The following is a 25,225-nucleotide window of genomic DNA, read 5'->3' as shown; positions in this document are numbered from 1 at the left end:
CCTAGCCAGTATCAAGTGAATTTTGGAGATATCATGAGCAACCAAGAGATCAAAAACCAAGACGAGCAACTGCCGCAAGATGCGCTTGCGACAGATGCAGAAGTAGTAGGCACTGATGCCGATATCGACTGGAATCCTGAAGAGATGGATGAGCAAGCAGCTAAAATCGCTCAATTAGAAGCGGCTTTGCTGGTGAGTGAAGAGCGAGTTAAAGAGCAGCAAGATCACGCTCTGCGTGCGCGTGCTGAAGTAGAAAATATGCGTCGCCGCAGCGAGCAAGAAGTGGATAAAGCGCGTAAATTCGCACTGAGTCGTTTTGCTGAAGAGTTGCTACCGGTGATTGATAACCTTGAGCGTGCGATTCAAGCGGCAGATGGTGCGGTTGAAGCAGTGAAACCGCTGCTGGAAGGGGTTGAGCTCACCCATAAAACGTTCGTTGATACCATCGCGAAGTTTGGCTTGAAAGAGATTAATCCGCACGGTGAAACGTTTAATCCAGAGTTCCATCAAGCAATGTCAATTCAAGAAAGTGCCGAGCATGATTCAAACACCGTGATGTTTGTGATGCAAAAAGGCTATGAACTAAATGGTCGCGTGGTGCGTCCTGCGATGGTTATGGTCGCGAAATAATATTCACCATGTGCGTGAACCAGCGAAGCCAGTGGCTTCGCTTTTTTATGCCAATCACCAATTTATGCTGAAAAAGCCCATAAATTGGATTTTTTTTCATTTTTGCCCTTGAAATGGTGTTTGAAGACCTTATTTAAGGGGCATACGAGAAGCAAACAAGCCCGTTTTGGTTTGTGAGTAGGGGTTGAAACCCCATTCTCCATCCCCATATAGGGGATAGACAAATCGAACATAGAATTTTTTTGGAGATAGCCTGATGGGTAAGATCATTGGTATTGACTTAGGTACTACAAACTCATGTGTTGCGGTATTGGATGGCGATAAACCTCGCGTAATCGAAAACGCAGAGGGTGAGCGTACAACACCTTCGGTAATTGGTTATACAGATGGCGAAACGCTGGTAGGCCAACCTGCCAAACGTCAAGCGGTTACTAACCCACAAAATACGCTATTTGCTATCAAACGCCTGATCGGTCGTCGTTTTGAAGACGAAGAAGTGCAGCGCGATCTCAAAATTATGCCTTACAAAATCGTTAAGGCAGATAACGGTGATGCTTGGGTTGAAGCACGAGGCCAAAAAATGGCTGCGCCTCAAGTATCGGCTGAAATTTTGAAAAAAATGAAGAAAACCGCGGAAGATTTCCTCGGTGAACCAGTCACTGCTGCAGTTATCACCGTACCGGCTTACTTTAACGATGCACAACGCCAAGCGACCAAAGACGCTGGCCGTATCGCGGGTCTGGAAGTGAAACGTATCATCAACGAACCAACAGCAGCAGCTCTGGCTTACGGTCTAGACAAGCAAGGCGGCGATCGCACTATCGCTGTATATGACTTAGGTGGTGGTACATTCGATATCTCTATCATCGAAATCGATGAAGTTGAAGGCGAGAAAACTTTCGAAGTTCTGTCAACCAATGGTGACACTCACTTAGGTGGTGAAGACTTTGACAACCGCATGATCAACTATCTGGTTGACGAGTTCAAAAAAGAACAAGGCATCGACCTGCGTAACGATCCACTGGCAATGCAACGTCTGAAAGAAGCGGCAGAGAAAGCGAAGATCGAACTCTCTTCTGCACAACAAACTGATGTTAACCTGCCATACATCACCGCCGATGCAACCGGTCCTAAGCACATGAACATCAAAGTGACCCGTGCTAAATTGGAAGCGTTGGTTGAAGATCTGGTACAACGCTCACTGGATCCATTGAAAGTTGCATTGGCAGATGCTGGTCTATCTGTTAATGACATCAATGATGTGATTCTGGTTGGTGGTCAAACTCGTATGCCAATGGTTCAGAAGAAAGTTGCTGAATTCTTTGGTAAAGAGCCACGTAAAGATGTTAACCCTGATGAAGCGGTTGCCGTTGGTGCAGCAGTACAAGGCGGCGTTTTGGCTGGTGATGTGAAAGACGTTCTGCTGTTAGACGTGACTCCACTTTCACTGGGTATCGAAACCATGGGTGGTGTGATGACCAAACTCATCGAGAAAAACACCACCATCCCAACCAAAGCGAACCAAGTGTTCTCTACGGCGGAAGATAACCAAAGCGCAGTAACTATCCATGTACTGCAAGGTGAGCGTAAGCAAGCGACATACAACAAATCGCTGGGTCAATTTAACCTAGAAGGCATTAATGCTGCGCCACGTGGTATGCCACAAATCGAAGTTATTTTTGACTTGGATGCGGATGGTATTCTGCACGTTTCAGCCAAAGATAAACAAACCGGCAAAGAGCAGAAGATCACCATTCAAGCTTCTGGTGGCCTGAGCGATGCTGAAATCGAAAAAATGGTTCAAGAAGCGGAAGCCAACAAAGAAGCGGACAAAATGTTCGAAGAGTTAGCGACTGCGCGTAACCAAGCTGACCAGATGATCCACGCAACGCGTAAGCAGATCACTGAAGCAGGTGAAGCTTTGCCAGCGGATGATAAAGCCAAGATTGAAGCGGCGATCGGTGAGCTGGAAACTGCGAAAAAAGGCGAAGACAAAGCAGAAATCGATGCCAAAGTACAAGCTTTGATGGCAGCGGCACAGAAGCTGATGGAAATTGCCCAACAACAAGCTCAAGCCCAAGGTGGCAACGCGGGTCAGTCTTCAGCGCCAGAAGATGACGTGGTTGACGCTGAGTTTGAAGAAGTGAACGACGATAAGAAATAATGACGTGCTTTCGCACCCTGAGTGGGTGCGGATTCACTGACTCTTATTGAACTTTATCGCGGGCGTTTGAGGCAACTCTTACGCCCGTCTGTTTAATGAGTGTCGCTACAGATAAAGGCATCAGATCTCCCTTATCTATATCGATACCCACCGAGCGGCGTAGCCGCTGACAGTAATAAATTGGTGACTGAGAACATGTCAAAACGTGATTTTTACGAAGTACTAGGCGTAGGCCGTGACGCCTCCGAGCGTGATATTAAAAAGGCCTATAAACGCCTTGCGATGAAATACCACCCGGACCGTAACTCGGGTGATGCCGGTGCGGCGGAAAAGTTTAAAGAAGTGAAAGAAGCGTATGAAATTCTGACCGATGGTCAGAAGAAAGCCGCTTATGATCAATATGGCCATGCGGCGTTTGAACAAGGCGCTGGTGGTTTTGGCGGTGGTGGCGGCGGCGCTGATTTTGGCGATATTTTTGGTGACGTCTTTGGTGATATCTTTGGTGGCGGTCGCCGTGGTGGCGGCCCAAGAGCGCAGCGCGGCTCCGATCTACGTTACAACATGGAATTGAGCCTCGAAGAAGCGGTGCGTGGCTGCTCGAAAGAGATTGAAGTGCCGACGTTAGTGCATTGTGATACTTGTGAAGGCTCTGGCGCGAAAAAAGGCACCTCAGCTCAAACTTGTGGTACTTGTCATGGCCACGGCCAAGTGCAAATGCGCCAAGGTTTCTTTGCGGTGCAGCAAACCTGTCCAACCTGTCATGGTAAAGGCAAGATCATTAAAGAGCCTTGTCATGTTTGCCACGGCCAAGGCCGCAAACAGAAGAGCAAGACTCTGAATGTGAAAATTCCGGCAGGGGTGGATACGGGCGATCGCATTCGTCTGGCGGGCGAAGGTGAAGCCGGAGAAATGGGTGCACCAGCCGGTGATTTGTACGTACAAGTGCATGTTAAAGAGCATCATATTTTTGAGCGTGATGGCAATAACTTGTACTGTGAAGTGCCGGTCAGCTTTGCGATGGCCGCGCTTGGTGGTGAAGTTGAAGTACCAACGCTCGATGGCCGTGTGAGCTTGAAAGTGCCGACTGAAACCCAAACTGGCCGTATGTTCCGTATGCGTGGCAAAGGAGTGAAAGGTGTTCGCTCGGCTGCGTTTGGTGATCTGATTGTTAAATTGGTGGTAGAAACCCCGGTTAACTTAAGTGCGCGCCAGAAAGAGCTGCTGAAAGAGTTTGAAGAGTCCTGTGGTGGCGAAGCGGCCACCAAACATAAACCGAAAGCCGAAGGCTTCTTTAATGGCGTGAAGAAGTTTTTTGATGACCTAACCAGTTAATCAACGCTTCAATCGGTAATCAAGAAAGACAAAAGACCAGCTTGCTGGTCTTTTGTGCTTTTCGACCAGAGATGTGCCACAGCTCAAATATCCTTTCAATAGACAATCATCAGTTCCAGCAGGCAATCGGAGTGGTTTCCCCTTGGTGATTAAGGGTGATCTCTTGATAAGTTTGAGCGCCACATTGATCGCTGGTTTGTCCTTTGTCTTTTTGCGGTATGGCTTTGATCATGTAGCTCTTATCGTCAGCCAGTACTTCAATTTTATAGCGTGTTATATCCACCGCGCAGAAGGTGCCACATTGCTTATTGCCATCAACGATGCCCGCAGTGGCATCCGTATAGCCATGGTTATATTTTTCTTCTAAATAGAGCTGAATCTTGGCCATATCGGCGAGCGCCTGCTTACGATGCCCTTCTTTGACGTAGTCGGTATAAGCGGGATAAGCGATGCCCGCGAGTATTCCGACTATCACTACCGCGATCATTAATTCGATCAAGGTCATACCTTGTTGCCAGACTAACCTTGGCTTGCAGAAAAATTTTCGAATCATTTCCATTAGTTCTCTTTATCAAACAACGCCATTGTTGATAGCTGTTAGCATCTATGCAAGTTGATTCATCCTCTTCTCACAGCTTGCAAAGGATTTTGGGAAATGCATCGCGGCTTTACCTTACTTGAGCTACTGATCACCGTAGCCGTGCTTACTACACTGCTGCTGTTTGCAGCCCCCAATTTTTCGCAAATTAGCCAACAGAGCAAAATGGTTAATTTAGCCAATGAGTTACAAGGTTTTTTGATCCAAGCGAAATCAGAAGCGGTATTGAGAAATCAAAATTTGTGGGTACACATGCAAGGCTTACCTTCTGCAAGTGGTGATTGGACATTGCGCTTAGCCAGTGTAGAGGCCGCCGCTGATATTACCGAGCACACTACGTTGGCGGTATTGCAAGGTGCGCGCTATCGCAATGTGCTGGTATCGAGTTCTGGTACCTTAACGAATCTCAAATTTGATCCGGTGATGGGCAATCCTCAAACTGCCGGCAGTATGGTGCTTAAACAAACGGAATTGGATGCCAATCCGATTAAAGTGATTGTGCATAATCGGGCGGGACGTATCCGAGTCTGTGCTGACAATAAGGCAAAATATGGCTTTGAAAAATGCTAAATATCAAGGTAATAGCTTGATTGAGTTTATGATTGCCGCATTAATTGGAGTGATCGCACTTGGTATCATCGGCGGTGTTTTTTTGGCTAACCAAAAAACGGCGGCCCAGCGTAGTAAACAGATTATGCTGCAACAGCAAATGAGCGGCGTGATGCAGCAGATGAAAGAAGATATTCAGCGTGCGGGTTTTGCTGGCATAGAAACCTACTCGTTGATGCTATCTGGAGCGAGCTCGGTGCTTTACCATCAAGCGAATCAAATTGGCTATGTTTACCGATCAAGCTCAAGCTCGGTGAGCAATACCGTATATCGATTAAATAATCATATGTTGCAATATTGCCAAAATGAAACCCCGTTACCTCTAGATATTGCAAGCGTTGCGAGTGGATGTTTCGATCTTTTTATGCCGAGCCAAATTAAAGTGGTTCAATTTGATGTCAGCCATTCATTACTGCAAGGTGCTTCGGTGGATAGTGCTTTGCTTGCTATTACGATGGCGGCTGAATTAAAAAATGACCCGACTATTTCGCATACCATTGGATTAACGATTCAGCAAAGGAATTGGCAATGAGAGCTAAATATCAACAAGGTATGACGACTTTACTGATTACCTCAATCTTGTTGTCGGCGGCGTTGGTGGTGACCTTAGGTTCCTATAAGAATTTATTTTATCAAATTAAGCGCGCTCAGAATGAAGTGACGGCTCGCCAGCAACATTGGCAAGCAGAAGGTGGACTCGAATGTTTATTTACTTACGTTAAGCAAGATATATCAACCATTGATAAGCTTACTCCGATTGATCATGGTCAGCTTAATCAGATCTGTAAAGATGCCTTAAATCTTAGTCAGTTAAATATTACTGATTTCGCTGATGGTCGCTATCAAATTAATGCTAAATCCCACAATGGTTGGACGCAGTTGAGTAAAATCTTCACCATGCACAATAATAGCAGTAAAGGGGCGATTCAAACCACATCGAGGTTAACCACTTACGGCGATTTACAAGTTAATCCCGATGCAAAGGGTGGCATAAATGAAGATGGTGAATATGAGTGTGTATCGATCACCTATAAATACAGCTACACCCTGCAAGGCAGCCCTAGCGCTAAGTATCAAACCGAAGGCATCAAAGAAAATAGTTTATATGCTGGCTCTCCCGCGGGGAGTTGTACGCAAAATACCACAACAAATGTGTATTTAACCGGCCATGCCTCTAAAACTAAAACGGATAATCCTGACAATTCCGATCCTGAATTAAAAGATGATTTTGTATATGATAATAAAATTGATCCGTTTGAATCATTTTTTGGCTATAAAAAAACACCAGAAAATATTGCGAAAGTAAAAGCTTCTTTTCCTACACAAGGAATAATAAATATTTCTGATAATGTTCAAGCTAAGCAATGTGGGCAATTAATTAAAAATGCCTTGGATCTTGTCGATCAAGTATGGGTGTCCGGGAATTGTATTTTAACCGAATCATTTACTTTAAATAAAAAAGAAAATAACACCTTGGTGATTGAAAATGGCATGTTTGCCAATTTCGGTTCTACTGTATTAGAGGGTTCGATATTTCATTTGGTTGATAATACGCAAGAGCAGTTTTCACCAGAGAATATAGATAGTTTCTGGCAGTCGATGTTTTACGATAAAGTCGATATGGGAAATGGTCATATCGCCAATGTTCCAACTGTATTACAAGGTGCCGAACAATATATTAATAAAGATAATAAAGAAGGTAAGACTGTCTACGTTGATGCTGGCTCTTTTAAAGCAACTGGTGGGTACGGGTTTGATAGTGATGGCTTAGGCGTTTCTATCGCAGGAGCCATGGAGCTGTCATTTAACTCCAGTAAACGCCCAACCTCTGGCCTGAATAATATCCGTTGGCAACAAGGAAGTTGGTATGCGCAATAAGCAAGCAGGTTTTAACTTAATTGAAGTCATGATCTCTTTTGTGTTGATTGGCGTCGGTGCACTCGGGCTAGTCAAACTGCAAGCCTATATTGAGCAGCGGGCCGATTATGCCCTGCACAGCGTCGCAGCATTAAATCTTGCTGAGCAGAAATTAGAGTGGTTTCGTACTCGTGGCTCTTCTTCTGTCAGCGCTGCGCTGCCGAGCGCTGATTTTGCTAGCAGTATTGTTGCTGGGCAGGATCTCTCACATCCGCTTTATCATTTGTCTTGGTCGGTGCCTGCCGTAGCACTGGCGGGTGAGTTAAAAAGTATTGAGATTGAAGCGCGCTGGCAAGATCGGCATGGTACCGCTCAATCGGTGACGCTGCACACCATGATTTCACAACACAGCGAATTCGACTAATCCGCCATCTCTACTCTGCTCGCCTTGTCATGAGAGCTTGAATCGATCGGCGAGATTGAGATTTCTGCCACCTTAGTTTTGCACATTGGTTGCGAAAATGTATCTATTGTTTTCTCTGTAATGTTTGCTATCCGTGTCTTTATTTTTGCTTTTTTGCAAAATATGTCTCTAACTATGTAAAAAAATAACGAATCCTGTGCTTTAAGTTAGCGGTTTCTATACAATGTCGGACGAAAAATTACCGTTTCACGGTGACGGATTGATCTCCTGCACACGGAAACTTGAAACGGCAACAGAAGGTCGAATAAGTAGGGCCTCACGCAGCAACATCACATTACGGAATTTACTATGAGTAACCACACTACCAACCAAGCGACATCCACTAAAGTGAGTGGCATGGATCGCTTTTTAAACTTTATTGAACGGGCGGGAAACAAAATCCCTGATCCGGCAATTCTTTTCTTTTGGGCTTTGATCATCATTTGGGTCTCTTCAGCGCTGCTGTCGAACCTGAGCTTTGATTTAATTAACCCACGTACCGGTCAAGCACTCGAAATCAACAATTTACTTACCGGTGAATCTCTGGCGCACTTTCTTGCCAATATGGTGACTACCTTTACCAGTTTTGCGCCGCTTGGCATTGTATTAGTGGCGATGCTTGGGGTCGGTGTGGCGGACTCTTCTGGGTTTATTACCACTGGCCTGAAGAAAATGCTCAATGTTACGCCGTTAAAACTGCTAACCCCAATGCTGATTTTGGTGGCGATTGTGTCGCATACCGCGGCGGATGCGGGTTATGTACTGGTTATTCCATTAGGCGGGATTATCTTCCATGCGGCGGGTCGTCATCCGTTGGCGGGGATTGCTGCGGCTTTTGCTGGGGTTTCAGGCGGCTTCTCGGCTAACTTTATTCCATCTGGAATTGATCCTCTGCTGGCCGGTTTTACCCAAACTGCAGCGCAAGTGTTGGATCAGTCTTACCAAGTTAACCCATTGGCGAATATCTATTTCACGGGTCTTTCATCGATCATCATTGTCGCGATTGGTTGGTATGTTACCGATAAAGTGATTGAGCCACGTTTAGCGGCAACCAAAGTCGATGAGGACGCTGAATCCGCTCCGGATCTTGGCTCTTTTACGCCAATAGAATCTAAAGCGTTCCGCTACGCAGGTTGGGCGATGGTTGCCGGTCTTGCGCTGTTGGTGGCTGCGGTATGGCCTGAAAATTCAGCTCTGCGTTCACCAGACGGTCAAATCACCGCGTTCAGTGCGCCGATTATGAAATCAATTGTGCCACTGATTTTTATCCTATTTATCATTCCTGGTATCGTTTACGGCCGCGTGGCTGGCACGTTTAAAAACAGCAATGATGTGATTAAAGCCATGTCTGGCACCATGTCGACCATGGGCGCTTATATTGTGATGTCGTTTTTCTGTGCGCAGTTCCTTTCGGCATTCGGTCAATCGAATATTGGTACTATGCTTGCCCTGTATGGTGCGGAAGGCTTAAAAGCGATGAACTTGCCAGGTCAAGCGACGATTGTCGGGATGATTTTACTGACCGCAATGGTCAACTTGTTGGTGGGCTCTGCCTCTGCGAAATGGGCTCTGATTGGTCCAATCCTTGTGCCTATGTTGATGGCGGTTGGCATCTCTCCTGAGCTTTCTCAAGCAGCGTACCGCGTGGGCGATTCTGTATCTAACATCATTTCACCTTTGATGGTGTTCTTCCCACTGGTGGTGGTGTACTGCCAACGCTATGTGAAATCGACCGGTATTGGTACTTTGGCTTCGATCATGATGCCTTACTCAATTGCGATGCTGATTGGTTGGTCATTGTTCCTGCTTGCTTACTGGGCGGTTGGTATTCCTCTTGGTATCCAAGCGCCTTACTCTTACACCATGTAAGCTACAGCATGTAAGCGCGAAATATTCTCTAAGCCAAGCCCACTCAATGGAGTGGGCTTTTTGCTACGCTGGCTTTCGTTTTACCAGCAATCTCAGCTAGAATCAGCGTTTTCAATTCACGCCGGAGTAGGTTTGTGTCCGAGTCACTATTTTCTGCTCAAGATGAACAATTTATGCGTCGAGCTATCGCATTAGCCGAACATGCCGAGCAACAGGGTGAAGTTCCGGTTGGGGCAGTATTAGTGCGTGATGGTGAGATTATTGCAGAAGGTTGGAACGGTTCGATTACGCAGCATGATGCGACAGCACACGCTGAAATTGATGCGATCCGCAAAGCAGGAGTGGTGCTCAATAACTATCGACTGCTCGATACCACCTTATATGTCACGCTAGAACCTTGCCCAATGTGTGCCGGAGCCTTATTACATAGCCGAGTGAAACGGGTGGTGTATGGTGCACCGGATTTGAAAGCGGGAGCGGCGGGGACGGTGATGGATCTGTTTAGCAGCCAAGCGGCATACCATTATGCGACGGTTGAAAAGGGACTGTTGGAGTCAGAATGTCGCGCTCAGTTGCAAGCTTTTTTCCAGCGTCGCCGTAAAGAGATCAAAAGCCAACGTAAGGCGCAAAGGTCATTGGAGCTGTGAATCTTTGGCAAACATCGAGTGATGTTTGCCATACGAGCTATTAAGTTTCGAGCATATTACGCTTCGATCAGTTGTACGAAAGCGCGGTGACGAGCCAGCAGTTTTTTCTTGCTGTTGGCTAACATACGGCGGCGACGATTGGCTGATACGGTTTTGTTCAGGAGTTTTGTTTGACGTTTACGTCGCAACATAAAACACCCTCCTACTGCTTACTGAGATAAAAAACCAACCCCTTAGGGGGTGGAACCTACAATCCGTGTGTACCCTTCCTACTTTAAGCTGCAATGGTGTTGGCTAGGTTCGTTCACTCCAATCACATAGTTTGTCTATGCTCATGAGGACTTACTCACTTGCCGCCTACCTGCAACCCCAAGTTGTTTAGGTGTATTATCACGCGTGAATGTTACTTATTTTTGACTATAGGCAATCAATCGCATTCACGCCTTGATTTAGCGATTTTCTTAGCAAAAAATCAACGAGCTATTTTTGCTTTTCATCAGCCGATGATAAATCGCGGTTACGATTACCGATGGATTCCGCTTCGAGTTTAACCACTTCTTCATCAAGCTCATCATTGCTGGTGTCTTGATTAAGTAAAGTTTCATCAAATTCAATGACTGCCAGATCTTCGATGCTTTCATCACCGACCGCGACTTGATGCTGTTCAAGATGGCCAATAATGCTTTGATAGTAACGTCGAATGTTTTCCACATAGCTACGCGCTTCTTCCCCCCGGGCATAGCCATAACGTGTTTGGGTGAAATATTTCTTCTGTTGTAACTGGGGGAGACGATCTTTGACGTCGACCCATGAATCAGGATCGCCATTTTGACTCTTGGTTAAACGCCGCGCATCCATCATATGGCCATAGCCGATATTGTAAGAGGCTAGTGCAAACCAAATTTTTTCATGTTCAGAAATCGAATCAGGCACGCGCACCATCATTCGCCGCAGATATTCAACTCCACCACGAATCGATTGTTCAGGATCGAGGCGATCGCTAACACCGACACTGCGTGCGGTGGGTAGGGTTAACATCATTAAGCCGCGCACCCCAGTCGGTGATTTTGCATACGGATTCCAGTGTGATTCTTGATACGCTAATGCTGCGACTAAGCGCCAATCAAACTCAGCTGAGTATTGTTGGAATATCGGCATCCATCTCGGTAATCGGCTGTCAAGGGCACGAATAAAGGCGCGCGTATCGACATAATCAAAGGCACCGACATGGCCAATGTATTTTTCTTCCAATGAAGCAAGATAACCAGACTGTTTTAAATTACCAAAAAACTCAATCATCAAAGCATACAGACTTTCATCATCCGACCGACGTAAAAACCATGAGATAGGTTGATCTTCGGTCAGCTCAAATGCCGCGGCTAAATCAGGGTAGACTCGCTGTGACAGAGACACTTCGACCGAATCAGCCATGGTAAACAGCAATTCACCTTGTGATACTTTTTTCAGCAGATCATTCACATCGGAATTGGTATCAACATCAAATTGAAACTCTGGGTGCAGTTGCTGCTTGGCTTGCAAGGTGTATTCAAAATGTGAGTCATCCACCACGCTGAAAAAATCCAATTCAAGATTATCTTTGCGTAATGTTTGTTGGCGTTCGACCAACTGTCTGAAGTCGCGAGGTCGCCATGCACCTTTTTTATAGACGACCTGCTGCGACACATAGTAATAGGCGGGACCTGCCCGAAAGTCTTTTAACCTCTGCTCGGTTTGGCTTAATCCAGCGGCAATAATATCCACTTCGCCATTTTTCAGCGCTGGAAACAGGCTAGCAAGGCGATAGGCTGGCTTCATTTCCAGTTTTACCCCCAGCTCTTTAGCAAATTCGCGAGCTAACTCGTAATCCAATCCGGTTGGGCCATCGGGACCAATGTAGTAGGAGAGCGGATTATTCAGTGTGCCGACCCGTAATACCCCGCGCTCACGGATTTTTTCTAGCTCGCTTTTCGGCTCAGAATCAATTTGGCAGCCGAGCAGCACTAGGCTCAATAAGCCTAGCCAGAGTGCGCGAATGGGGAGTTTATAGGCAAAAGGAGTCATCAATTTGGGTTTTCTCTCATCAAGACAGATGTCTTTATATCAAAGGCGCTGGTTTTGGCAAAGTCCTCACTGAATAGCCTGTCATTTAGCTCGAAGATTTGTGCAAATGGGCCGTAACTCAAAATTAACGAAAAAAATGACGCAAACGGTTGCTTTTGGTGTTACGTCACAAAAAGAATTGCTCTATAATGCGCAGCCATTAGCTGAGGTGAAATCGGCATACATTGGTTGTTTACAGTTTAATTTTCTGTATTTAAAAGAGTTTATGCCAATTACACCTCAATCAATTGGACATAGAGACCTAAGCACATGAGAATTTTGCGTGGCTCCCCAGCTCTTTCAGAGTTTCGTGTTAACAAGCTCCTTACTGCGTGTCATCAACAACACCTACCGGTAACGGGTATTTATGCTGAGTTTATGCATTTTGCCGATCTTAATGCCGAGCTTAATCAACAAGAGTTGGCAAAGCTCGAACAACTGCTCACTTACGGTCCAACCATTCAAGAACATCAGCCACAAGGCCTACTGCTGCTGGTGACACCGCGTCCGGGTACCATTTCTCCTTGGTCTTCGAAAGCCACCGATATCGCGCATAACTGTGGGTTAAGTACCATTAAGCGCTTAGAGCGCGGTACGGCTTATTATGTGGAGACAGAAGCGCCACTGACGGATGCGCAAGTCCTGACTCTTAAAGCGCTGCTGCACGATCGTATGATGGAAGTGGTGTTCGCAGAACTCACCGATGCGCAGCAACTGTTTAGTGTTGCACAACCGACCCCAATGAGTCAGGTCGATGTGTTGGCCGGTGGTCGTCGTGCGCTTGAAGAGGCAAACGTTTCCCTTGGTCTGGCATTGGCGGAAGATGAAATCGACTATTTGGTCGCGAGTTTTACCAAGCTTGGCCGCAATCCTAATGACATCGAATTGATGATGTTTGCGCAAGCGAACTCTGAGCACTGCCGTCATAAAATTTTCAATGCAGATTGGACGATTGATGGTGCGGTGCAAGATAAATCACTGTTCAAGATGATCAAAAACACCTTTGAGCAGACGCCGGATCACGTACTGTCCGCCTATAAAGATAATGCCGCAGTGATGACCGGCTCGACTGTGGGTCGTTTCTTCCCAGATCCTGATAGCCGTAAATATACCTATCATCATGAAGATGCGCATATTTTGATGAAGGTAGAAACTCATAACCACCCAACCGCGATTTCGCCTTGGCCGGGCGCTTCAACCGGTTCGGGCGGTGAGATCCGTGATGAAGGTGCTACCGGGATTGGCGGTAAACCTAAAGCAGGTTTAGTCGGCTTTACTACCTCAAACTTACGAATCCCAGGTTTCGAGCAGCCATGGGAAAGCGATTTTGGTAAACCAAGTCGCATCGTCAATGCGCTGGATATCATGCTGGAAGGCCCACTCGGTGGTGCGGCGTTCAATAACGAATTTGGTCGTCCAAATCTGCTCGGTTATTTCCGTACTTATGAAGAAAAAGTGACTTCACACGCCGGTGAAGAGGTGCGTGGTTATCACAAGCCGATCATGATTGCTGGTGGTATGGGCAACATTCGCGCCGAGCATGTTCAGAAAAAAGAGATCCCGGTCGGCGCTAAACTGATCGTACTTGGTGGTCCTGCGATGAACATTGGTCTTGGCGGCGGCGCAGCTTCGTCAATGGCCTCTGGCCAATCTGCAGAAGATTTGGATTTTGCTTCGGTACAGCGTGAAAACCCAGAGATGGAGCGCCGTTGTCAGGAAGTGATCGACCGCTGCTGGCAATTGGGTGAACAAAACCCAATCGCCTTTATCCATGATGTGGGTGCCGGTGGTATTTCTAACGCGCTGCCTGAATTGGTCAATGATGGCGATCGTGGTGGCAAATTCCAACTGCGCAGTGTACCGAATGATGAGCCGGGCATGAGCCCGTTAGAAATCTGGTGTAATGAATCGCAAGAGCGCTATGTGTTGGCGGTAGCGGCACAAGATATGCCGCGTTTTGAGGCGATTTGTCAGCGTGAACGTGCGCCTTATGCGGTCGTCGGTGAAGCCACTGCAGAGCGTCACTTGACGCTAGAAGATAGTCATTTTGACAACACACCAATCGATATGCCGATGGAAATCTTGCTTGGCAAAGCCCCTAAGATGCATCGCGAAGCGAATTCACTGAAAGTGGCGAGTCCAGCGTTAGATCGCTCAGGGATTGAACTTAACCAAGCACTGGATCGCGTATTGCGTTTACCGGCCGTGGCTGAAAAAACGTTCTTGATCACCATTGGTGATCGCTCAGTAACCGGCCTCGTAGCGCGTGATCAAATGGTTGGCCCATGGCAAGTTCCGGTCGCCAACTGCGCGGTAACCGCTGCAAGTTTTGATTCTTATCACGGTGAAGCGATGTCGATGGGGGAGCGTACCCCAGTGGCATTGTTAGATTTCGGTGCATCAGCACGTTTAGCGGTAGGCGAAGCGATCACTAACATTGCTGCCACCGATATTGGTGACCTTAAGCGCATTAAACTCTCGGCTAACTGGATGTCTCCAGCCGGTCATCCGGGCGAAGATGCTGGTCTTTATGAAGCGGTAAAAGCGATTGGCGAAGAGCTATGCCCAGCGCTGGGGATCACGATCCCAGTTGGCAAAGATTCGATGTCGATGAAAACCAAGTGGCAAGAAAATGGCGAGCAGAAAGAAGTGACTTCGCCGCTATCGCTGATCATCACCGCTTTTGCGCGGGTTGAAGACATTCGTAACACGGTCACACCACAACTGCGCACCGATCTTGGTGATAGCAGCTTAGTGTTGATTGATTTAGGTAACGGCCAGAATCGGCTTGGTGCCACCGCATTGGCGCAAGTGTACAAGCAATTGGGTGATAAACCGGCTGACGTTGATAACCCAGCCCAGCTCAAAGCCTTCTTTGATGCGCTGCAAGCTTTAGTGCGTGACGACAAGCTGGTGGCTTATCACGACAAAGGCGACGGCGGTTTATTGGTGACGCTGGCAGAAATGGCTTTTGCGGGTCACTGTGGCATCAAAGCCAATATTGAGAGCTTAGGCGATGATGCGCTGGCGGCACTGTTCAATGAAGAGTTGGGTGCTGTGCTGCAGGTAAAAAATACTGAACTGGATATCGTATTTGCTACGTTATCGGCACATGGTTTGGCGACCTGCTCACACGTGATTGGTGAAGTAGAAGCGACCGATCGCTTGCTGATCACCCGTGGTGAGCAAGTGTTGATGGAGCGTTCTCGTACTGAACTGCGTACCATCTGGGCGGAAATGACCCATAAGATGCAGGCATTGCGTGATAATTCCGCCTGTGCGGATCAAGAGTTTGCCGCCAAACAAGATAACCGTGACCCAGGTTTGAGCGCCAAGCTAAGCTACGATGTGCAAGCCGACATAGCGGCACCTTACATCGGCAAAGGTGCACGTCCGAAGATGGCTATTTTGCGTGAGCAAGGTGTCAACTCGCATGTGGAAATGGCGGCCGCCTTTGATCGCGCAGGTTTTGATGCGGTCGATATCCATATGAGCGATATTTTAACCGGACAAACCGTGCTCGATGCTTATCAAGGTTTAGTCGCGTGTGGTGGTTTCTCTTACGGTGATGTTCTGGGCGCGGGCGAAGGATGGGCAAAATCAATCCTGTTTAATCCGCAAGCGCGTGAGCAGTTTGAGCAGTTCTTCCAGCGTAAAGATAGCTTTTCACTCGGGGTGTGTAATGGCTGTCAGATGCTGTCTAACCTGCGTGATTTGATCCCAGGTGCTGAGTTGTGGCCACGTTTTGTGCGCAATGAATCTGAGCGGTTTGAAGCGCGCTTTAGCTTAGTCGAAGTGCAAAAATCACCGTCGCTATTCTTTAGTGAAATGGCCGGTTCAAGAATGCCGATTGCAGTATCTCACGGTGAAGGGCGTGTTGAAGTGCGCAATGAGCAGCATTTGGCGGCGCTGGAGCAATCTGGCACTGTGGCTGTGCGTTTCGTGGATAACTTTGGTCAGCCAACTCAAGCTTACCCAAGTAACCCGAACGGTTCACCTAATGCGATCACCGGCTTAACCACTCAAGATGGTCGAGTGACGATCATGATGCCGCACCCTGAGCGTGTTTTCCGTACTGTAGCCAACTCATGGCACCCAGATAATTGGGGTGAGAACGGCGCTTGGATGCGGATGTTCCAAAATGCCCGTAAATACCTTGGTTAAAGGTTAATGTGAGTTAATCTTAAGCTAACGAACAACCAAAAGCGCAGAGAGAAATCTCTGCGCTTTTTTGTATAAAGAAAACCCCCAGCTAGGCTGGGGGCTGCTAATTTGCTGCGCACCGCTTTGATTAAGGGCGCTTGGCTATGACCTTGGGTGCTTTACTATGACCCTCGGCGCTTAGCTATGATCATTGGTTTAGCGAAATTGGCCGACTGGTGCTAAAAACTCAAAGCCTGCGCTGGCTAATTTAGCTTCTAATGCGCTGCGATCAATATCGAAATAGTTGACCAGTTTGTCTAAATCGCCAGCAAAATCGTCACGCAGTTTCATGTTCACGATGCTCATCAGCATGATCGGATCCATGGTGGCAAAGTTGGCTAAGTTCATGGGGGATTAATCCTCAAAATCGGAAATCAGTAAATTGGCCGCGGCAAATGCGGCTTTTTGTCTGGTTTCGAGCGGTAAAGCGGGATCGGCGGCGATCTCGTTTAATGTGCGCAGCGCACAACTGATCGCTTTAGGAATGTAGCCTTGATCGCCACTGCCAATTTGCGCGTAAAGCTCGCGTACTAATTCACAACAATCGTAAACTTGCATTGGGTTGTCCTCAAATGATAACTGCTCTCAATATACACAGAGCGGGTGGAAATACCAAACTTGCCACTTGCGCAAACGCAAACTCACCGCTCATTTGAACAATGATTATCCGGCGATCAGCTCTGGGCTGGCATAAGTAATAAAAAGGCCGCCCGAGAGCGACCTGATGAGTTGATTGAGCGCGATGTTGCTCGTGCCGGTGATTAGGCGATCTGAGCTTGGATAAACTCGTGGATCGACGCCATCGCCACCGCTTGTTTTTCACCACTACGACGATGTTTATATTCGAAGTGGCCTTCATCCATGCTGCGCTCACCAATGATGATGGTGTGTGGCACGCCAATCAGTTCCATATCGGAGAACATAACCCCTGGGCGCTCTTTACGATCATCAAACAGCACTTCAATACCCGCAGCGGTTAATTCTGCGTACAGTGTTTCAGCCGCTTGTTGAACGCGCTCAGATTTGTGCATGTTCATCGGTACAATCGCGACTTGGAAAGGCGCAAGCGCATCAGGCCAGATGATGCCGTAATCATCATGGTTCTGCTCGATAGCCGCAGCCACCACCCGAGAAACACCGATCCCGTAACAACCCATCTCCAAAATGGTGTTTTTACCATTTGAGTCAAGTACGCCACAGTTCATTTTGGCTGAGTAGTTCGTGCCCAATTGGAAGATGTGGCCCACTTCGATACCGCGTTTGAGCAGCAGTGTACCTTGGCCGCATGGACTAACGTCGCCTTCTACCACATTACGCAGATCTTCCACCTGGCCCAGTGCCACGTCACGTTCCCAGTTGATACCGAAGTAGTGTTTGCCATCGATATTGGCTCCTGCGCCGAAATCGCTCATCACCGCAACCGTACGGTCAACGATGAATGGTAGTTGCAGGCCGACTGGACCCAATGAGCCAGGGCCAGCACCGATCAGTGCACGGATCTCTTCTTCGCTGGCCATTTCCAGCGGCGAGGCCACTTGTGCCAGTTTCTCGGCTTTGATTTCGTTCAGTTCATGGTCACCACGGATGAGCAGCGCAACGATAGGCGCATCGATTTCATCTGAGGCTTTAACAAACAGGGTTTTCACGGTTTTTTCGATAGGCAGACCATGCTGCTCAACCAATTCTGCGATGGTTTTTGCGTTAGGTGTATCCACTAACGTCATCGCTTGCGCAGGCGCAGGGCGCTCAATCGTCGGTGCCACCGCTTCGGCTTTTTCGATGTTGGCCGCGTAATCGGATTCGGTTGAGAAGGCGATCAGATCTTCGCCACTTTCCGCCAATACGTGGAACTCGTGTGAGCCGTTACCACCGATCGCGCCGGTATCTGCTAGCACTGGGCGGTAATCGAGGCCCATACGGTCAAACGCTTTACAATACGCAACGTGCATGGCTTCGTAGGATTTTTCTAGGCCCGCTTTGTCGATGTCAAAGCTGTACGCATCCATCATGCAGAATTCACGGGCGCGCATCACCCCAAAACGTGGGCGGCGTTCATCACGGAATTTGGTTTGGATTTGGTACAGGTTCAGTGGCAGTTGCTTGTACGAGCTTACTTCATTACGCACCAGCGCGGTGATCACTTCTTCAGCGGTTGGGCTTAATACAAACGGACGCTCATGGCGGTCAGTAAAGCGCAGTAACTCCGGGCCCATTTTTTCAGAGCGACCTGTTTCTTCCCACAACTCAAACGGCTGCACCACCGGCATCAAGGTTTCGATAGCACCGGCATTATCGATCTCTTGGCGAACGATGTTTTCGACTTTACGCAGTACACGCAGACCCGTAGGCAGCCAAGTATAAAGACCTGAAGCCAGCTTACGAATCATACCTGCACGGAGCATGAGCTTGTGGCTCACAACTTCTGCGTCGTTTGGAGTCTCCTTCAGAGTGGAAAGAAGATAGTTACTGGTACGCATTCTATGGTATCCGTTTTATCAAAGTTTAAGGAATCGCCTTAACAGGAGTCAGCTATCAAGCGAATTTGGGCGCTAATAATATCAGCCAAATGGTTTTGTCAAAAGGGTTCAATTGCGCTGACTACGATTGCTTGGTTGCTCACGCTGAATTTCACGTTCCAATCGTACAAATTCACCGCATATAACTTGTGGTCAGCATGATTTTTTTTGTAAGCCGGGCGCGGATCTTGCGCCAGCACTTGATGGATCACCGCGCGGCGCTGTTCTCCGGCTGCATGAGTGTTGAGTACGTGCTCGGCGGATGGGCTAAAGCTGACTGGTAGACAGACAGGTGCTTGATCGGCGTAACCGCCTTGTGCGTCAGGGATCGCATCGGAGTAGGGAATATAAGGTTTGATATCAATAATCGGCGTGCCATTGACCAAATCGACGCTGCCAAGTTCGAGATAATACTGATCACCTTGTTTACTCACCCCATGTAGCTCAACCGCGGACATGCCGATGCCATTCGGGCGAAACGTAGCACGGGAGGCGAAAACTCCCAAGCGCTGATTGCCGCCAAGGCGAGGCGGGCGCACGGTCGGTTTCCAACCGGCGGCGAGGTTTTGGTCAAACAAAAACAGCAGCCATAGATGACTAAATTGTTCAATCCCACGGATCGCCTCTGCGCAGTTGGCTTCGCCGAGCAGTTTAACTCTCGCCCTAGCACTCGGTACTAAACGAGGTTGACGAGGAACGGCAAACTTCTCTTGGTATGGGCTTTCAATAATGGCAATTGGGGCAATCGAATGCATATTGTGATGATAGGTCGGCGCGAATAAGCGAAAAATAGCATAGCTGGTGGCAAAAATCGCGCGCCGTGATGTAGGTTCAGCGTTGCACAAGGCGAAATGGCATCTTAGCTGAGCCTGCCACCGAGCTGGCAGGCCATCGACAGTGTAGGGTTTATGCTCGACGCTTGGCTAAAATCCGGTCGAGATGATTGGCAAATTCGCGGCGATCGGTTTGCGAAAGTGCTGCCGGACCACCAGTCTGAATACCGCTGGCGCGCATGGTATCCATAAAATCACGGATATTGAGCCGCGCTTTGATGGTTTCTTTGGTGTACAGCTCCCCCCGTGGGTTGAGCGCTAAACCGCCTTTGCTGATCACTTCATCGGCAAGGGGGATATCGGCGGTGATCACCAAATCGCCCGCTTCGCTGCGTCTGACTATCTCATTATCGGCAATATCAAATCCTGCAGAGACTTGCAGCGCCCGAATGTTATCGCGCTTTGGCAGTGGGATCAGATGGTTGGCGACAAAGGTACACTCGATACCGGTACGCTCTGCGGCGCGGATCAAGGTTTCGCGGATCACTTTTGGACATGCATCGGCATCAACCCAAATTTTCATACTGGTGCTCCTTGGGTGCTGGCTTCTAATTCAGCGACCCGTGCTGAGAGTTGCAATAAGGTTTGTTCTAACAGGGCAACCCGCTGCTCAAGACTTGCAGGCATTGGGGCTGCCACTTCGATGCTCGGAATGCGTTGGCTATTTTTCCAACTTTTGAGCGCAGCAATGATGGCTGGCATTGGCACGGGGGTGGTTAAACGCGCTTTGACCAACGCCACCGAGGGTGTTTTGCCTTGTTGGGTGAGCTGATTAAGGATCTGTTCTAGTTGTTGCGAAACGTTGGTGGTCTGCATAATCATCGTTCCTGATCGGAGTTTGCTGGCATCTTACTGACAAAATGGCCAGTCAGCAAAAGCGCTTAGCGCTGCTGAGATAATCTTGAGTTAAATTCGGTATGGCGGCAGGCTAAAACGTCCTACTCTTAAGCCGCGCATTTCTAGCTGACCTTGATAACAATCATCACCAAGCGCTGAAAATTCAAACAGATACACCGTATGCAAACCCCATGCACCTTGGCTGGTTCTGAATTTGTGCTGACCAAAAGCTACATTGAGTAGCTGTAAATCAAGCTGGGTGCAGTGGCGTTGAATCGCCTGTCTGGCGGTTTCCGCTTGGTGGCGCTGCTGCCAAAATCCCCATCCGGCGCAGCAGAGGGCTAATATCCACAATAAATCACCGATCATGCTTTATCCTTGGTGTGCTGGGAGCTCATAACAGAACTGCTCCAAACTTGGGCAGAGACATCAGTACAGGCGTTATCAGTACAGGAGTTATGAGTACAATAACGCGTTGGTTCATCACCTTGTGGTGAGAATCGGTGCTATTCTATGGCACTTTTTGAAAACTAGCCTACAGATAAATCGGATCTATTATGTTGTTGAACACCCGATTGGGGAATTTACTCGTCGAGTTGGAGTCGAGTTTGCGCGCGCTGCAGTTGTGGCAGACAACGCCACCGAGTGCGCAAGCACTGGCTAGCCAAGCGCCTTTTGCGGTGGATACGTTAGCCCCTGAGCAGTGGTTACAGTGGATTTTTGTACCGAAAATGCAACAAGCCATCGCTCAGGCCAGCGTGCCGCGCGGTTTTGCACTGGAGCCTTATTTTGCCGAAGCGTGGCAGGGAGAGGCGCAGTACCAACCGCTGCTGGCGCTGATCCGACGTATTGATGAGGTGTGCCAATAGATGCTAGAGATTATTTATCAAGATGAGTATTTGGTCGCCGTCAATAAACCGGCTGGCATGCTAGTGCATCGTTCATGGCTTGATAAGCATGAAACTCAGTTTGTGATGCAGACTTTGCGCGATCAAATTGGCCAACATGTCTTTCCACTGCACCGCTTAGATCGCCCGACATCCGGCGTGTTGGTGTTTGCACTTTCCAGTCAAATTGCCTCCGATGTGATGCCGATGTTTGCCAATCATGAGATGGAGAAAACCTACCACGCGATTGTGCGCGGTTGGATCCGCGAGGCGGATGTGCTTGATTACCCACTCAAAGAAGAGTTGGATAAAATCGCCGATAAATTTGCCCAGCAAGATAAACCCGCGCAGTCGGCGATCACCGCTTATCGACCACTGGCGCATGTGGAACTGCCGATTGCGACTGGAAAATTTTCAACCACGCGTTATTGCTTGATGGAAATGCAACCCAAGACTGGGCGTAAGCATCAATTACGGCGGCATATGGCGCACTTGCGCCATCCGATTGTCGGGGATACCACCCATGGTGATGGTGTGCATAACCGATTGTTTCGGGAACACTTTTCGGCGCAGCGTTTGATGTTGCATGCCAGCGAGTTGCTTTTTGTCCATCCTTACACTCAGCAGCCTTTGTTGTTGCGCGCTAGTGTCGATCAGGTGTGGCAAGGCTTGTTGAATGAGTTTGCTTGGCCAGCTAGCTTGCTGAATCGTTAGGGCTTAGCCCCATTGACAATGGTGCGCGAAAGTATAATTTCGCGTGCCAATAACAGCAAAGCCTTCGTGATGAAGGCTTTACTCGTTAATGCGTGGTGATCCAAGCGTGGGTGATTAAAGTGCGTCTACTTGGCAAGGTAGCGACGGATCGCATGTTCGATCCCTGCGCTATCTAAGCCCAGTTCAGCATGCATCTGTTGCTGCGAACCTTGCACGATGAATTGATCCGGCAGGCCTAAATTCAATACCGGCTTAATCCATTTTTGTTGCATCATCAGCTCAATCACTCCGGCCCCAGCGCCGCCTGCAATCGCGTTTTCTTCTAACGTCACTAACACATCGTGGCTTTGGACTAACTGCTGGATTAAGTCTTGATCCAACGGTTTAACAAAACGCATATCGGCCACCGTTGCATTGAGTTTCTCTGCGGCCGCTAAAGCATTTGGTAATAGCGTACCAAAGTTTAAAATCGCCACTTTTTCACCGGAGTTAGCCTGACTTTCACGCATGATGCGCCCTTTACCGATGTCTAATGCGCTAAAGTCATTCTTTAGCTCAACGCCCATGCCGTTACCGCGTGGATAACGGACGGCGCTTGGCCCTTGATGTTGGTGGCCAGTATAGAGCATCTGCCGGCACTCATTTTCGTCAGCCGGTGCCATGATCAGCATATTCGGGATGCAGCGCATAAAGCTTAAATCAAATGCCCCTTGGTGAGTTTGACCATCTGCGCCGACAATCCCAGCTCGGTCGATAGCAAACATTACCGGTAGGTTCATTATCGCCACATCGTGGATCAGTTGATCGTAACCGCGCTGTAAAAAGGTTGAGTAAATCGCCACAATCGGATGATAGCCAGCAATCGCCATACCGGTTGCGAGGGTAACGGCATGTTGTTCAGCAATCGCCACATCAAAGTATTGCTCCGGGTACTCTTTTGAGAAGCGCACCATGCCGGAGCCTTCGCGCATCGCAGGCGTGATCGCCAGCAGTTTTGGATCTTGCGCGGCCATATCACACAGAAAATCACCGAAGATTTTCGAGAAAGTTGGCTGAGGGTTGTTGCTTTTCGGCAAGCTATCATGGCTTGGATCAAATTTAGGTACCCCATGATAGCCGATCGGATCTTTCTCCGCCGGTGCGTAGCCTTTGCCTTTTTTGGTCATGACGTGCAAAAACTGTGGCCCTTTTAGCTCGCGCATATTTTTCAGGGTTTTGATCAGTTCCAGTACATCATGGCCATCAACCGGACCAATATAGTTAAAGCCAAGCTCCTCAAATAACGTGCCCGGCACCACCATGCCTTTCAAATGCTCTTCGGTGCGGCGTACCAGCTCTTTGATTGGTGGAATACCGGAAAGTACTTTTTTGCTTCCTTCGCGAATCGACGTGTACCAACTGCCCGATAGCACTTGGGCTAAATGATTATTCAGCGCACCGACATTTTCCGAAATCGACATTTCATTATCGTTGAGGATCACCAGCATGTCGGGATGGACATCGCCAGCGTGATTCATCGCCTCAAACGCCATGCCCGCGGTAATTGCGCCATCGCCAATCACGCTGACCACTTTACGGTCTTGACCTTCTTTACCCGCACAAATGGCCATACCCAACGCGGCACTGATTGAGGTTGAAGAGTGGCCAACAGACAGAGTGTCGTATTCACTCTCTTCGCGCCAAGGGAAGGGGTGTAAGCCCTCTTTTTGGCGAATGGTCGGCATCTGATCGCGTCGTCCAGTCAAAATTTTGTGTGGGTAAGCTTGGTGGCCGACATCCCAAATCAACTGATCAAAGGGGGTGCGGTAGACATAATGCAGTGCGACGGTGAGCTCGACCGTACCTAGCCCTGAGGCTAAATGGCCGCTTGATTGGCTGACCGAATTGAGTAGGTAACTGCGTAACTCGTCACACAGTTTCGGCAGCATGTCTTTAGGCAGGCTGCGCAGCTCATCTGGAGTATTCGCCAGAGCTAGAGTTGGGTATTTTGAAATATCAAGAGTCATAACTATGCGCGCTTATGGTTTAATTTTTGCGCTCGACAACATATCGGGCGAACTCTTCCAGAGACTGAGTATTGTAGGGGATCTCACTTAACGCTAGCAGCGCTTCTTGTAATAAAGCCTGCGCCTTTTGCTGCGCTCCAGCTAAGCCGAGCAATGCAGGATAAGTGCTTTTGTTGAGTTGTTGATCCGAACCTTGTGGTTTACCGAGCGTTTGCGTGTCGCTGATGATATCTAAAATATCATCTTGTACTTGAAAGGCTAGTCCAACCGCATCCGCGTAGCGATCCAAATATGGCAACATAGCGCGGCCTGTTTCGCCTGCCGCCAATGCACCTAAGCGGATCGCGCAGCGCATTAACGCTCCGGTTTTATTGCGATGGATGGTTTGTAATTGTTCTAGTGAGATTAAGCGGTTTTCTGCCGCTAAATCGAGCGCTTGTCCAAGACACATTCCTTGCGCACCAGAGGCTTGCGCTAGGATTTGGATCATGGCAACCCGCTGAGTTTCTCCCGCTGCAGACAAGCTGCCTTCCGCCAAAATGGTAAAGGCGAGTGTTTGCAAGGCGTCACCAGTTAAAATCGCGGTCGCTTCATCAAATTGGATATGGCAGGTCGGCTGGCCGCGGCGTAATTCATCATCATCCATCGCCGGCAAATCATCATGGATCAGTGAATAAGCATGGATACACTCAATGGCCGCCGCAGGGGTATCGAGCTCGCTCAATGCGCAGCCCAACATCTGCCCAGTGATGTAGACCAAATAGGGGCGTGCGCGTTTGCCGCCAAGCAGTAACCCGTAACGCATCGCCTCGATCAATGGCAAGTTTTGAAACGGGATCTGCTCTAGCCACTGCTCCAGTTGCTGATTATTTCGCTGTTGGTATGAGGATAACGCCTCAATCATAGGGCTCTCGTCTGTATCGGTTGTGCCGGATCTGTGGTTTGAGATCGACGGCGTTG

25 protein-coding genes are annotated in these 25,225 nt (G+C 48.4%); 13 read left to right on the top strand and 12 right to left on the bottom strand.

Features of this window, described 5'->3' with window-relative positions:
* The first annotated feature begins 33 nt into the window (after window positions 1-33).
* From grpE to dnaJ, 3 genes are all read left to right on the top strand, one after another.
* Window positions 34-630, top strand: coding sequence for a nucleotide exchange factor GrpE (gene grpE / locus PUN32_RS12650; protein ID WP_166014530.1), 597 nt, complete (start codon window positions 34-36; stop codon window positions 628-630).
* A gap of 256 nt (window positions 631-886) precedes the next feature.
* Window positions 887-2,794 (top strand): molecular chaperone DnaK, encoded by a 1,908-nt coding sequence (gene dnaK, locus PUN32_RS12645; RefSeq protein ID WP_274723545.1) that lies wholly within the window; start codon window positions 887-889, stop codon window positions 2,792-2,794.
* Between the two features lie 195 nt (window positions 2,795-2,989).
* A complete protein-coding gene (gene dnaJ, locus PUN32_RS12640) occupies window positions 2,990-4,126 on the top strand; it encodes a molecular chaperone DnaJ (RefSeq protein ID WP_274723544.1) in 1,137 nt (378 codons plus the stop codon).
* A gap of 109 nt (window positions 4,127-4,235) precedes the next feature.
* Here the strand turns inward: dnaJ and PUN32_RS12635 are convergent, their stop codons facing one another.
* On the bottom strand, window positions 4,236-4,685 hold the full coding sequence (locus tag PUN32_RS12635; RefSeq protein ID WP_274723543.1) for a type IV pilin protein: 450 nt from the start codon (window positions 4,683-4,685) through the stop codon (window positions 4,236-4,238).
* 96 nt (window positions 4,686-4,781) lie between these two features.
* Between PUN32_RS12635 and PUN32_RS12630 the strand changes: the two genes are divergently transcribed.
* The 6 genes from PUN32_RS12630 to tadA all read left to right on the top strand — a co-directional run bounded on the left by PUN32_RS12630 (window position 4,782) and on the right by tadA (window position 10,169).
* A complete protein-coding gene (locus PUN32_RS12630) occupies window positions 4,782-5,294 on the top strand; it encodes a GspH/FimT family pseudopilin (RefSeq protein WP_274723542.1) in 513 nt (170 codons plus the stop codon).
* Window positions 5,275-5,865, top strand: coding sequence for a pilus assembly protein PilW (locus tag PUN32_RS12625; protein WP_274723541.1), 591 nt, complete (start codon window positions 5,275-5,277; stop codon window positions 5,863-5,865). Before PUN32_RS12630 ends, PUN32_RS12625 begins: the two co-directional genes overlap by 20 nt.
* Window positions 5,862-7,211: a hypothetical protein gene (locus PUN32_RS12620; protein WP_274723540.1), complete on the top strand. Its 1,350-nt coding sequence runs from the start codon at window positions 5,862-5,864 to the stop codon at window positions 7,209-7,211. The genes PUN32_RS12625 and PUN32_RS12620 overlap by 4 nt, the downstream gene beginning before the upstream one ends.
* Window positions 7,201-7,614, top strand: coding sequence for a type IV pilus modification PilV family protein (locus PUN32_RS12615; RefSeq protein WP_274723539.1), 414 nt, complete (start codon window positions 7,201-7,203; stop codon window positions 7,612-7,614). Before PUN32_RS12620 ends, PUN32_RS12615 begins: the two co-directional genes overlap by 11 nt.
* Before the next feature lie 348 nt (window positions 7,615-7,962).
* Complete coding sequence (locus PUN32_RS12610) at window positions 7,963-9,522, top strand: AbgT family transporter (RefSeq protein WP_274723538.1); 1,560 nt, start codon at window positions 7,963-7,965, stop codon at window positions 9,520-9,522.
* A 134-nt stretch (window positions 9,523-9,656) separates the two neighbouring features.
* Window positions 9,657-10,169, top strand: coding sequence for a tRNA adenosine(34) deaminase TadA (gene tadA, locus PUN32_RS12605; RefSeq protein WP_274723537.1), 513 nt, complete (start codon window positions 9,657-9,659; stop codon window positions 10,167-10,169).
* Between the two features lie 56 nt (window positions 10,170-10,225).
* Here tadA and PUN32_RS12600 read toward each other — a convergent pair whose 3' ends face one another.
* On the bottom strand, window positions 10,226-10,360 hold the full coding sequence (locus tag PUN32_RS12600) for a hypothetical protein (RefSeq protein WP_274723536.1): 135 nt from the start codon (window positions 10,358-10,360) through the stop codon (window positions 10,226-10,228).
* A 289-nt stretch (window positions 10,361-10,649) separates the two neighbouring features.
* Entirely contained in the window at window positions 10,650-12,230 is a 1,581-nt protein-coding gene (mltF, locus tag PUN32_RS12595; protein ID WP_274723557.1) for a membrane-bound lytic murein transglycosylase MltF, read from the bottom strand.
* Window positions 12,231-12,336: 106 nt separating this feature from the next.
* Here mltF and PUN32_RS12590 point away from each other — a divergent pair, with 106 nt between their 5' ends.
* Both PUN32_RS12590 and purL read left to right on the top strand, forming a co-directional pair.
* Window positions 12,337-12,543, top strand: coding sequence for a hypothetical protein (locus PUN32_RS12590; protein WP_274723535.1), 207 nt, complete (start codon window positions 12,337-12,339; stop codon window positions 12,541-12,543).
* Window positions 12,540-16,433 carry a phosphoribosylformylglycinamidine synthase gene (purL, locus tag PUN32_RS12585; RefSeq protein ID WP_274723534.1) on the top strand — a complete coding sequence of 1,298 codons (3,894 nt, stop codon included), beginning with the start codon at window positions 12,540-12,542 and terminating at the stop codon, window positions 16,431-16,433. Before PUN32_RS12590 ends, purL begins: the two co-directional genes overlap by 4 nt.
* 195 nt (window positions 16,434-16,628) lie before the next feature.
* On the opposite strand, the gene PUN32_RS12580 is transcribed toward purL, so the two are convergent.
* From PUN32_RS12580 to PUN32_RS12550, 7 genes are all read right to left on the bottom strand, one after another.
* A complete protein-coding gene (locus tag PUN32_RS12580; RefSeq protein ID WP_274723533.1) occupies window positions 16,629-16,820 on the bottom strand; it encodes a DUF4250 domain-containing protein in 192 nt (63 codons plus the stop codon).
* A gap of 6 nt (window positions 16,821-16,826) precedes the next feature.
* Window positions 16,827-17,030, bottom strand: a complete 204-nt coding sequence (locus PUN32_RS12575) for a YaeP family protein (RefSeq protein ID WP_166014543.1) — start codon at window positions 17,028-17,030, stop codon at window positions 16,827-16,829.
* 203 nt (window positions 17,031-17,233) lie between these two features.
* Entirely contained in the window at window positions 17,234-18,949 is a 1,716-nt protein-coding gene (locus PUN32_RS12570) for a proline--tRNA ligase (protein ID WP_274723532.1), read from the bottom strand.
* 98 nt (window positions 18,950-19,047) lie between these two features.
* The gene (gene tsaA / locus PUN32_RS12565) at window positions 19,048-19,743 is read right to left on the bottom strand and encodes a tRNA (N6-threonylcarbamoyladenosine(37)-N6)-methyltransferase TrmO (RefSeq protein WP_274723531.1); all 696 of its coding nucleotides are present in this window, start codon (window positions 19,741-19,743) and stop codon (window positions 19,048-19,050) included.
* Between the two features lie 151 nt (window positions 19,744-19,894).
* Window positions 19,895-20,344 (bottom strand): YaiI/YqxD family protein, encoded by a 450-nt coding sequence (locus tag PUN32_RS12560; protein WP_166014545.1) that lies wholly within the window; start codon window positions 20,342-20,344, stop codon window positions 19,895-19,897.
* The gene (locus tag PUN32_RS12555; RefSeq protein WP_274723530.1) at window positions 20,341-20,637 is read right to left on the bottom strand and encodes a DNA-binding protein; all 297 of its coding nucleotides are present in this window, start codon (window positions 20,635-20,637) and stop codon (window positions 20,341-20,343) included. The genes PUN32_RS12560 and PUN32_RS12555 overlap by 4 nt, the downstream gene beginning before the upstream one ends.
* Window positions 20,638-20,727: 90 nt before the next feature.
* Complete coding sequence (locus tag PUN32_RS12550) at window positions 20,728-21,027, bottom strand: DUF3301 domain-containing protein (RefSeq protein WP_274723529.1); 300 nt, start codon at window positions 21,025-21,027, stop codon at window positions 20,728-20,730.
* Between the two features lie 188 nt (window positions 21,028-21,215).
* Here PUN32_RS12550 and PUN32_RS12545 point away from each other — a divergent pair, with 188 nt between their 5' ends.
* Window positions 21,216-21,527, top strand: coding sequence for a YqcC family protein (locus PUN32_RS12545; protein WP_166014548.1), 312 nt, complete (start codon window positions 21,216-21,218; stop codon window positions 21,525-21,527).
* Window positions 21,528-22,259, top strand: coding sequence for a tRNA pseudouridine(65) synthase TruC (gene truC / locus PUN32_RS12540; RefSeq protein WP_274723528.1), 732 nt, complete (start codon window positions 21,528-21,530; stop codon window positions 22,257-22,259).
* Window positions 22,260-22,384: 125 nt separating this feature from the next.
* Here truC and dxs read toward each other — a convergent pair whose 3' ends face one another.
* Together dxs and ispA are read right to left on the bottom strand one after the other, a co-directional pair.
* Window positions 22,385-24,265 (bottom strand): 1-deoxy-D-xylulose-5-phosphate synthase, encoded by a 1,881-nt coding sequence (gene dxs, locus PUN32_RS12535; protein ID WP_274723527.1) that lies wholly within the window; start codon window positions 24,263-24,265, stop codon window positions 22,385-22,387.
* A 19-nt stretch (window positions 24,266-24,284) separates the two neighbouring features.
* Window positions 24,285-25,169: a (2E,6E)-farnesyl diphosphate synthase gene (ispA, locus tag PUN32_RS12530; protein ID WP_274723526.1), complete on the bottom strand. Its 885-nt coding sequence runs from the start codon at window positions 25,167-25,169 to the stop codon at window positions 24,285-24,287.
* Between the last annotated feature and the right edge of the window lie 56 nt (window positions 25,170-25,225).

It is taken from the genome of Vibrio chanodichtyis (genome assembly GCF_028863985.1).
GTDB lineage: Bacteria > Pseudomonadota > Gammaproteobacteria > Enterobacterales > Vibrionaceae > Vibrio > Vibrio chanodichtyis.
Note: the sequence above shows the minus strand (reverse complement) of the source record. Positions and strands in the feature narration are given on the sequence as shown.

Coding starts and splice junctions, on each gene's coding strand:
- PUN32_RS12555 (WP_274723530.1), bottom strand. CDS start 20,637: ATGCAGACCACCAACGTTTCGCAACAACTAGAACAGATCCTTAATCAG.
- PUN32_RS12550 (WP_274723529.1), bottom strand. CDS start 21,027: ATGATCGGTGATTTATTGTGGATATTAGCCCTCTGCTGCGCCGGATGG.
- tsaA (WP_274723531.1), bottom strand. CDS start 19,743: ATGCATTCGATTGCCCCAATTGCCATTATTGAAAGCCCATACCAAGAG.
- PUN32_RS12615 (WP_274723539.1), top strand. CDS start 7,201: ATGCGCAATAAGCAAGCAGGTTTTAACTTAATTGAAGTCATGATCTCT.
- PUN32_RS12620 (WP_274723540.1), top strand. CDS start 5,862: ATGAGAGCTAAATATCAACAAGGTATGACGACTTTACTGATTACCTCA.
- dnaK (WP_274723545.1), top strand. CDS start 887: ATGGGTAAGATCATTGGTATTGACTTAGGTACTACAAACTCATGTGTT.
- PUN32_RS12630 (WP_274723542.1), top strand. CDS start 4,782: ATGCATCGCGGCTTTACCTTACTTGAGCTACTGATCACCGTAGCCGTG.
- PUN32_RS12560 (WP_166014545.1), bottom strand. CDS start 20,344: ATGAAAATTTGGGTTGATGCCGATGCATGTCCAAAAGTGATCCGCGAA.
- PUN32_RS12590 (WP_274723535.1), top strand. CDS start 12,337: ATGGGCCGTAACTCAAAATTAACGAAAAAAATGACGCAAACGGTTGCT.
- ispA (WP_274723526.1), bottom strand. CDS start 25,169: ATGATTGAGGCGTTATCCTCATACCAACAGCGAAATAATCAGCAACTG.
- PUN32_RS12610 (WP_274723538.1), top strand. CDS start 7,963: ATGAGTAACCACACTACCAACCAAGCGACATCCACTAAAGTGAGTGGC.
- purL (WP_274723534.1), top strand. CDS start 12,540: ATGAGAATTTTGCGTGGCTCCCCAGCTCTTTCAGAGTTTCGTGTTAAC.
- PUN32_RS12570 (WP_274723532.1), bottom strand. CDS start 18,949: ATGCGTACCAGTAACTATCTTCTTTCCACTCTGAAGGAGACTCCAAAC.
- PUN32_RS12575 (WP_166014543.1), bottom strand. CDS start 17,030: ATGCAAGTTTACGATTGTTGTGAATTAGTACGCGAGCTTTACGCGCAA.
- truC (WP_274723528.1), top strand. CDS start 21,528: ATGCTAGAGATTATTTATCAAGATGAGTATTTGGTCGCCGTCAATAAA.
- grpE (WP_166014530.1), top strand. CDS start 34: ATGAGCAACCAAGAGATCAAAAACCAAGACGAGCAACTGCCGCAAGAT.
- PUN32_RS12580 (WP_274723533.1), bottom strand. CDS start 16,820: ATGAACTTAGCCAACTTTGCCACCATGGATCCGATCATGCTGATGAGC.
- PUN32_RS12635 (WP_274723543.1), bottom strand. CDS start 4,685: ATGGAAATGATTCGAAAATTTTTCTGCAAGCCAAGGTTAGTCTGGCAA.
- dxs (WP_274723527.1), bottom strand. CDS start 24,265: ATGACTCTTGATATTTCAAAATACCCAACTCTAGCTCTGGCGAATACT.
- dnaJ (WP_274723544.1), top strand. CDS start 2,990: ATGTCAAAACGTGATTTTTACGAAGTACTAGGCGTAGGCCGTGACGCC.
- mltF (WP_274723557.1), bottom strand. CDS start 12,230: ATGACTCCTTTTGCCTATAAACTCCCCATTCGCGCACTCTGGCTAGGC.
- PUN32_RS12600 (WP_274723536.1), bottom strand. CDS start 10,360: ATGTTGCGACGTAAACGTCAAACAAAACTCCTGAACAAAACCGTATCA.
- PUN32_RS12545 (WP_166014548.1), top strand. CDS start 21,216: ATGTTGTTGAACACCCGATTGGGGAATTTACTCGTCGAGTTGGAGTCG.
- PUN32_RS12625 (WP_274723541.1), top strand. CDS start 5,275: ATGGCTTTGAAAAATGCTAAATATCAAGGTAATAGCTTGATTGAGTTT.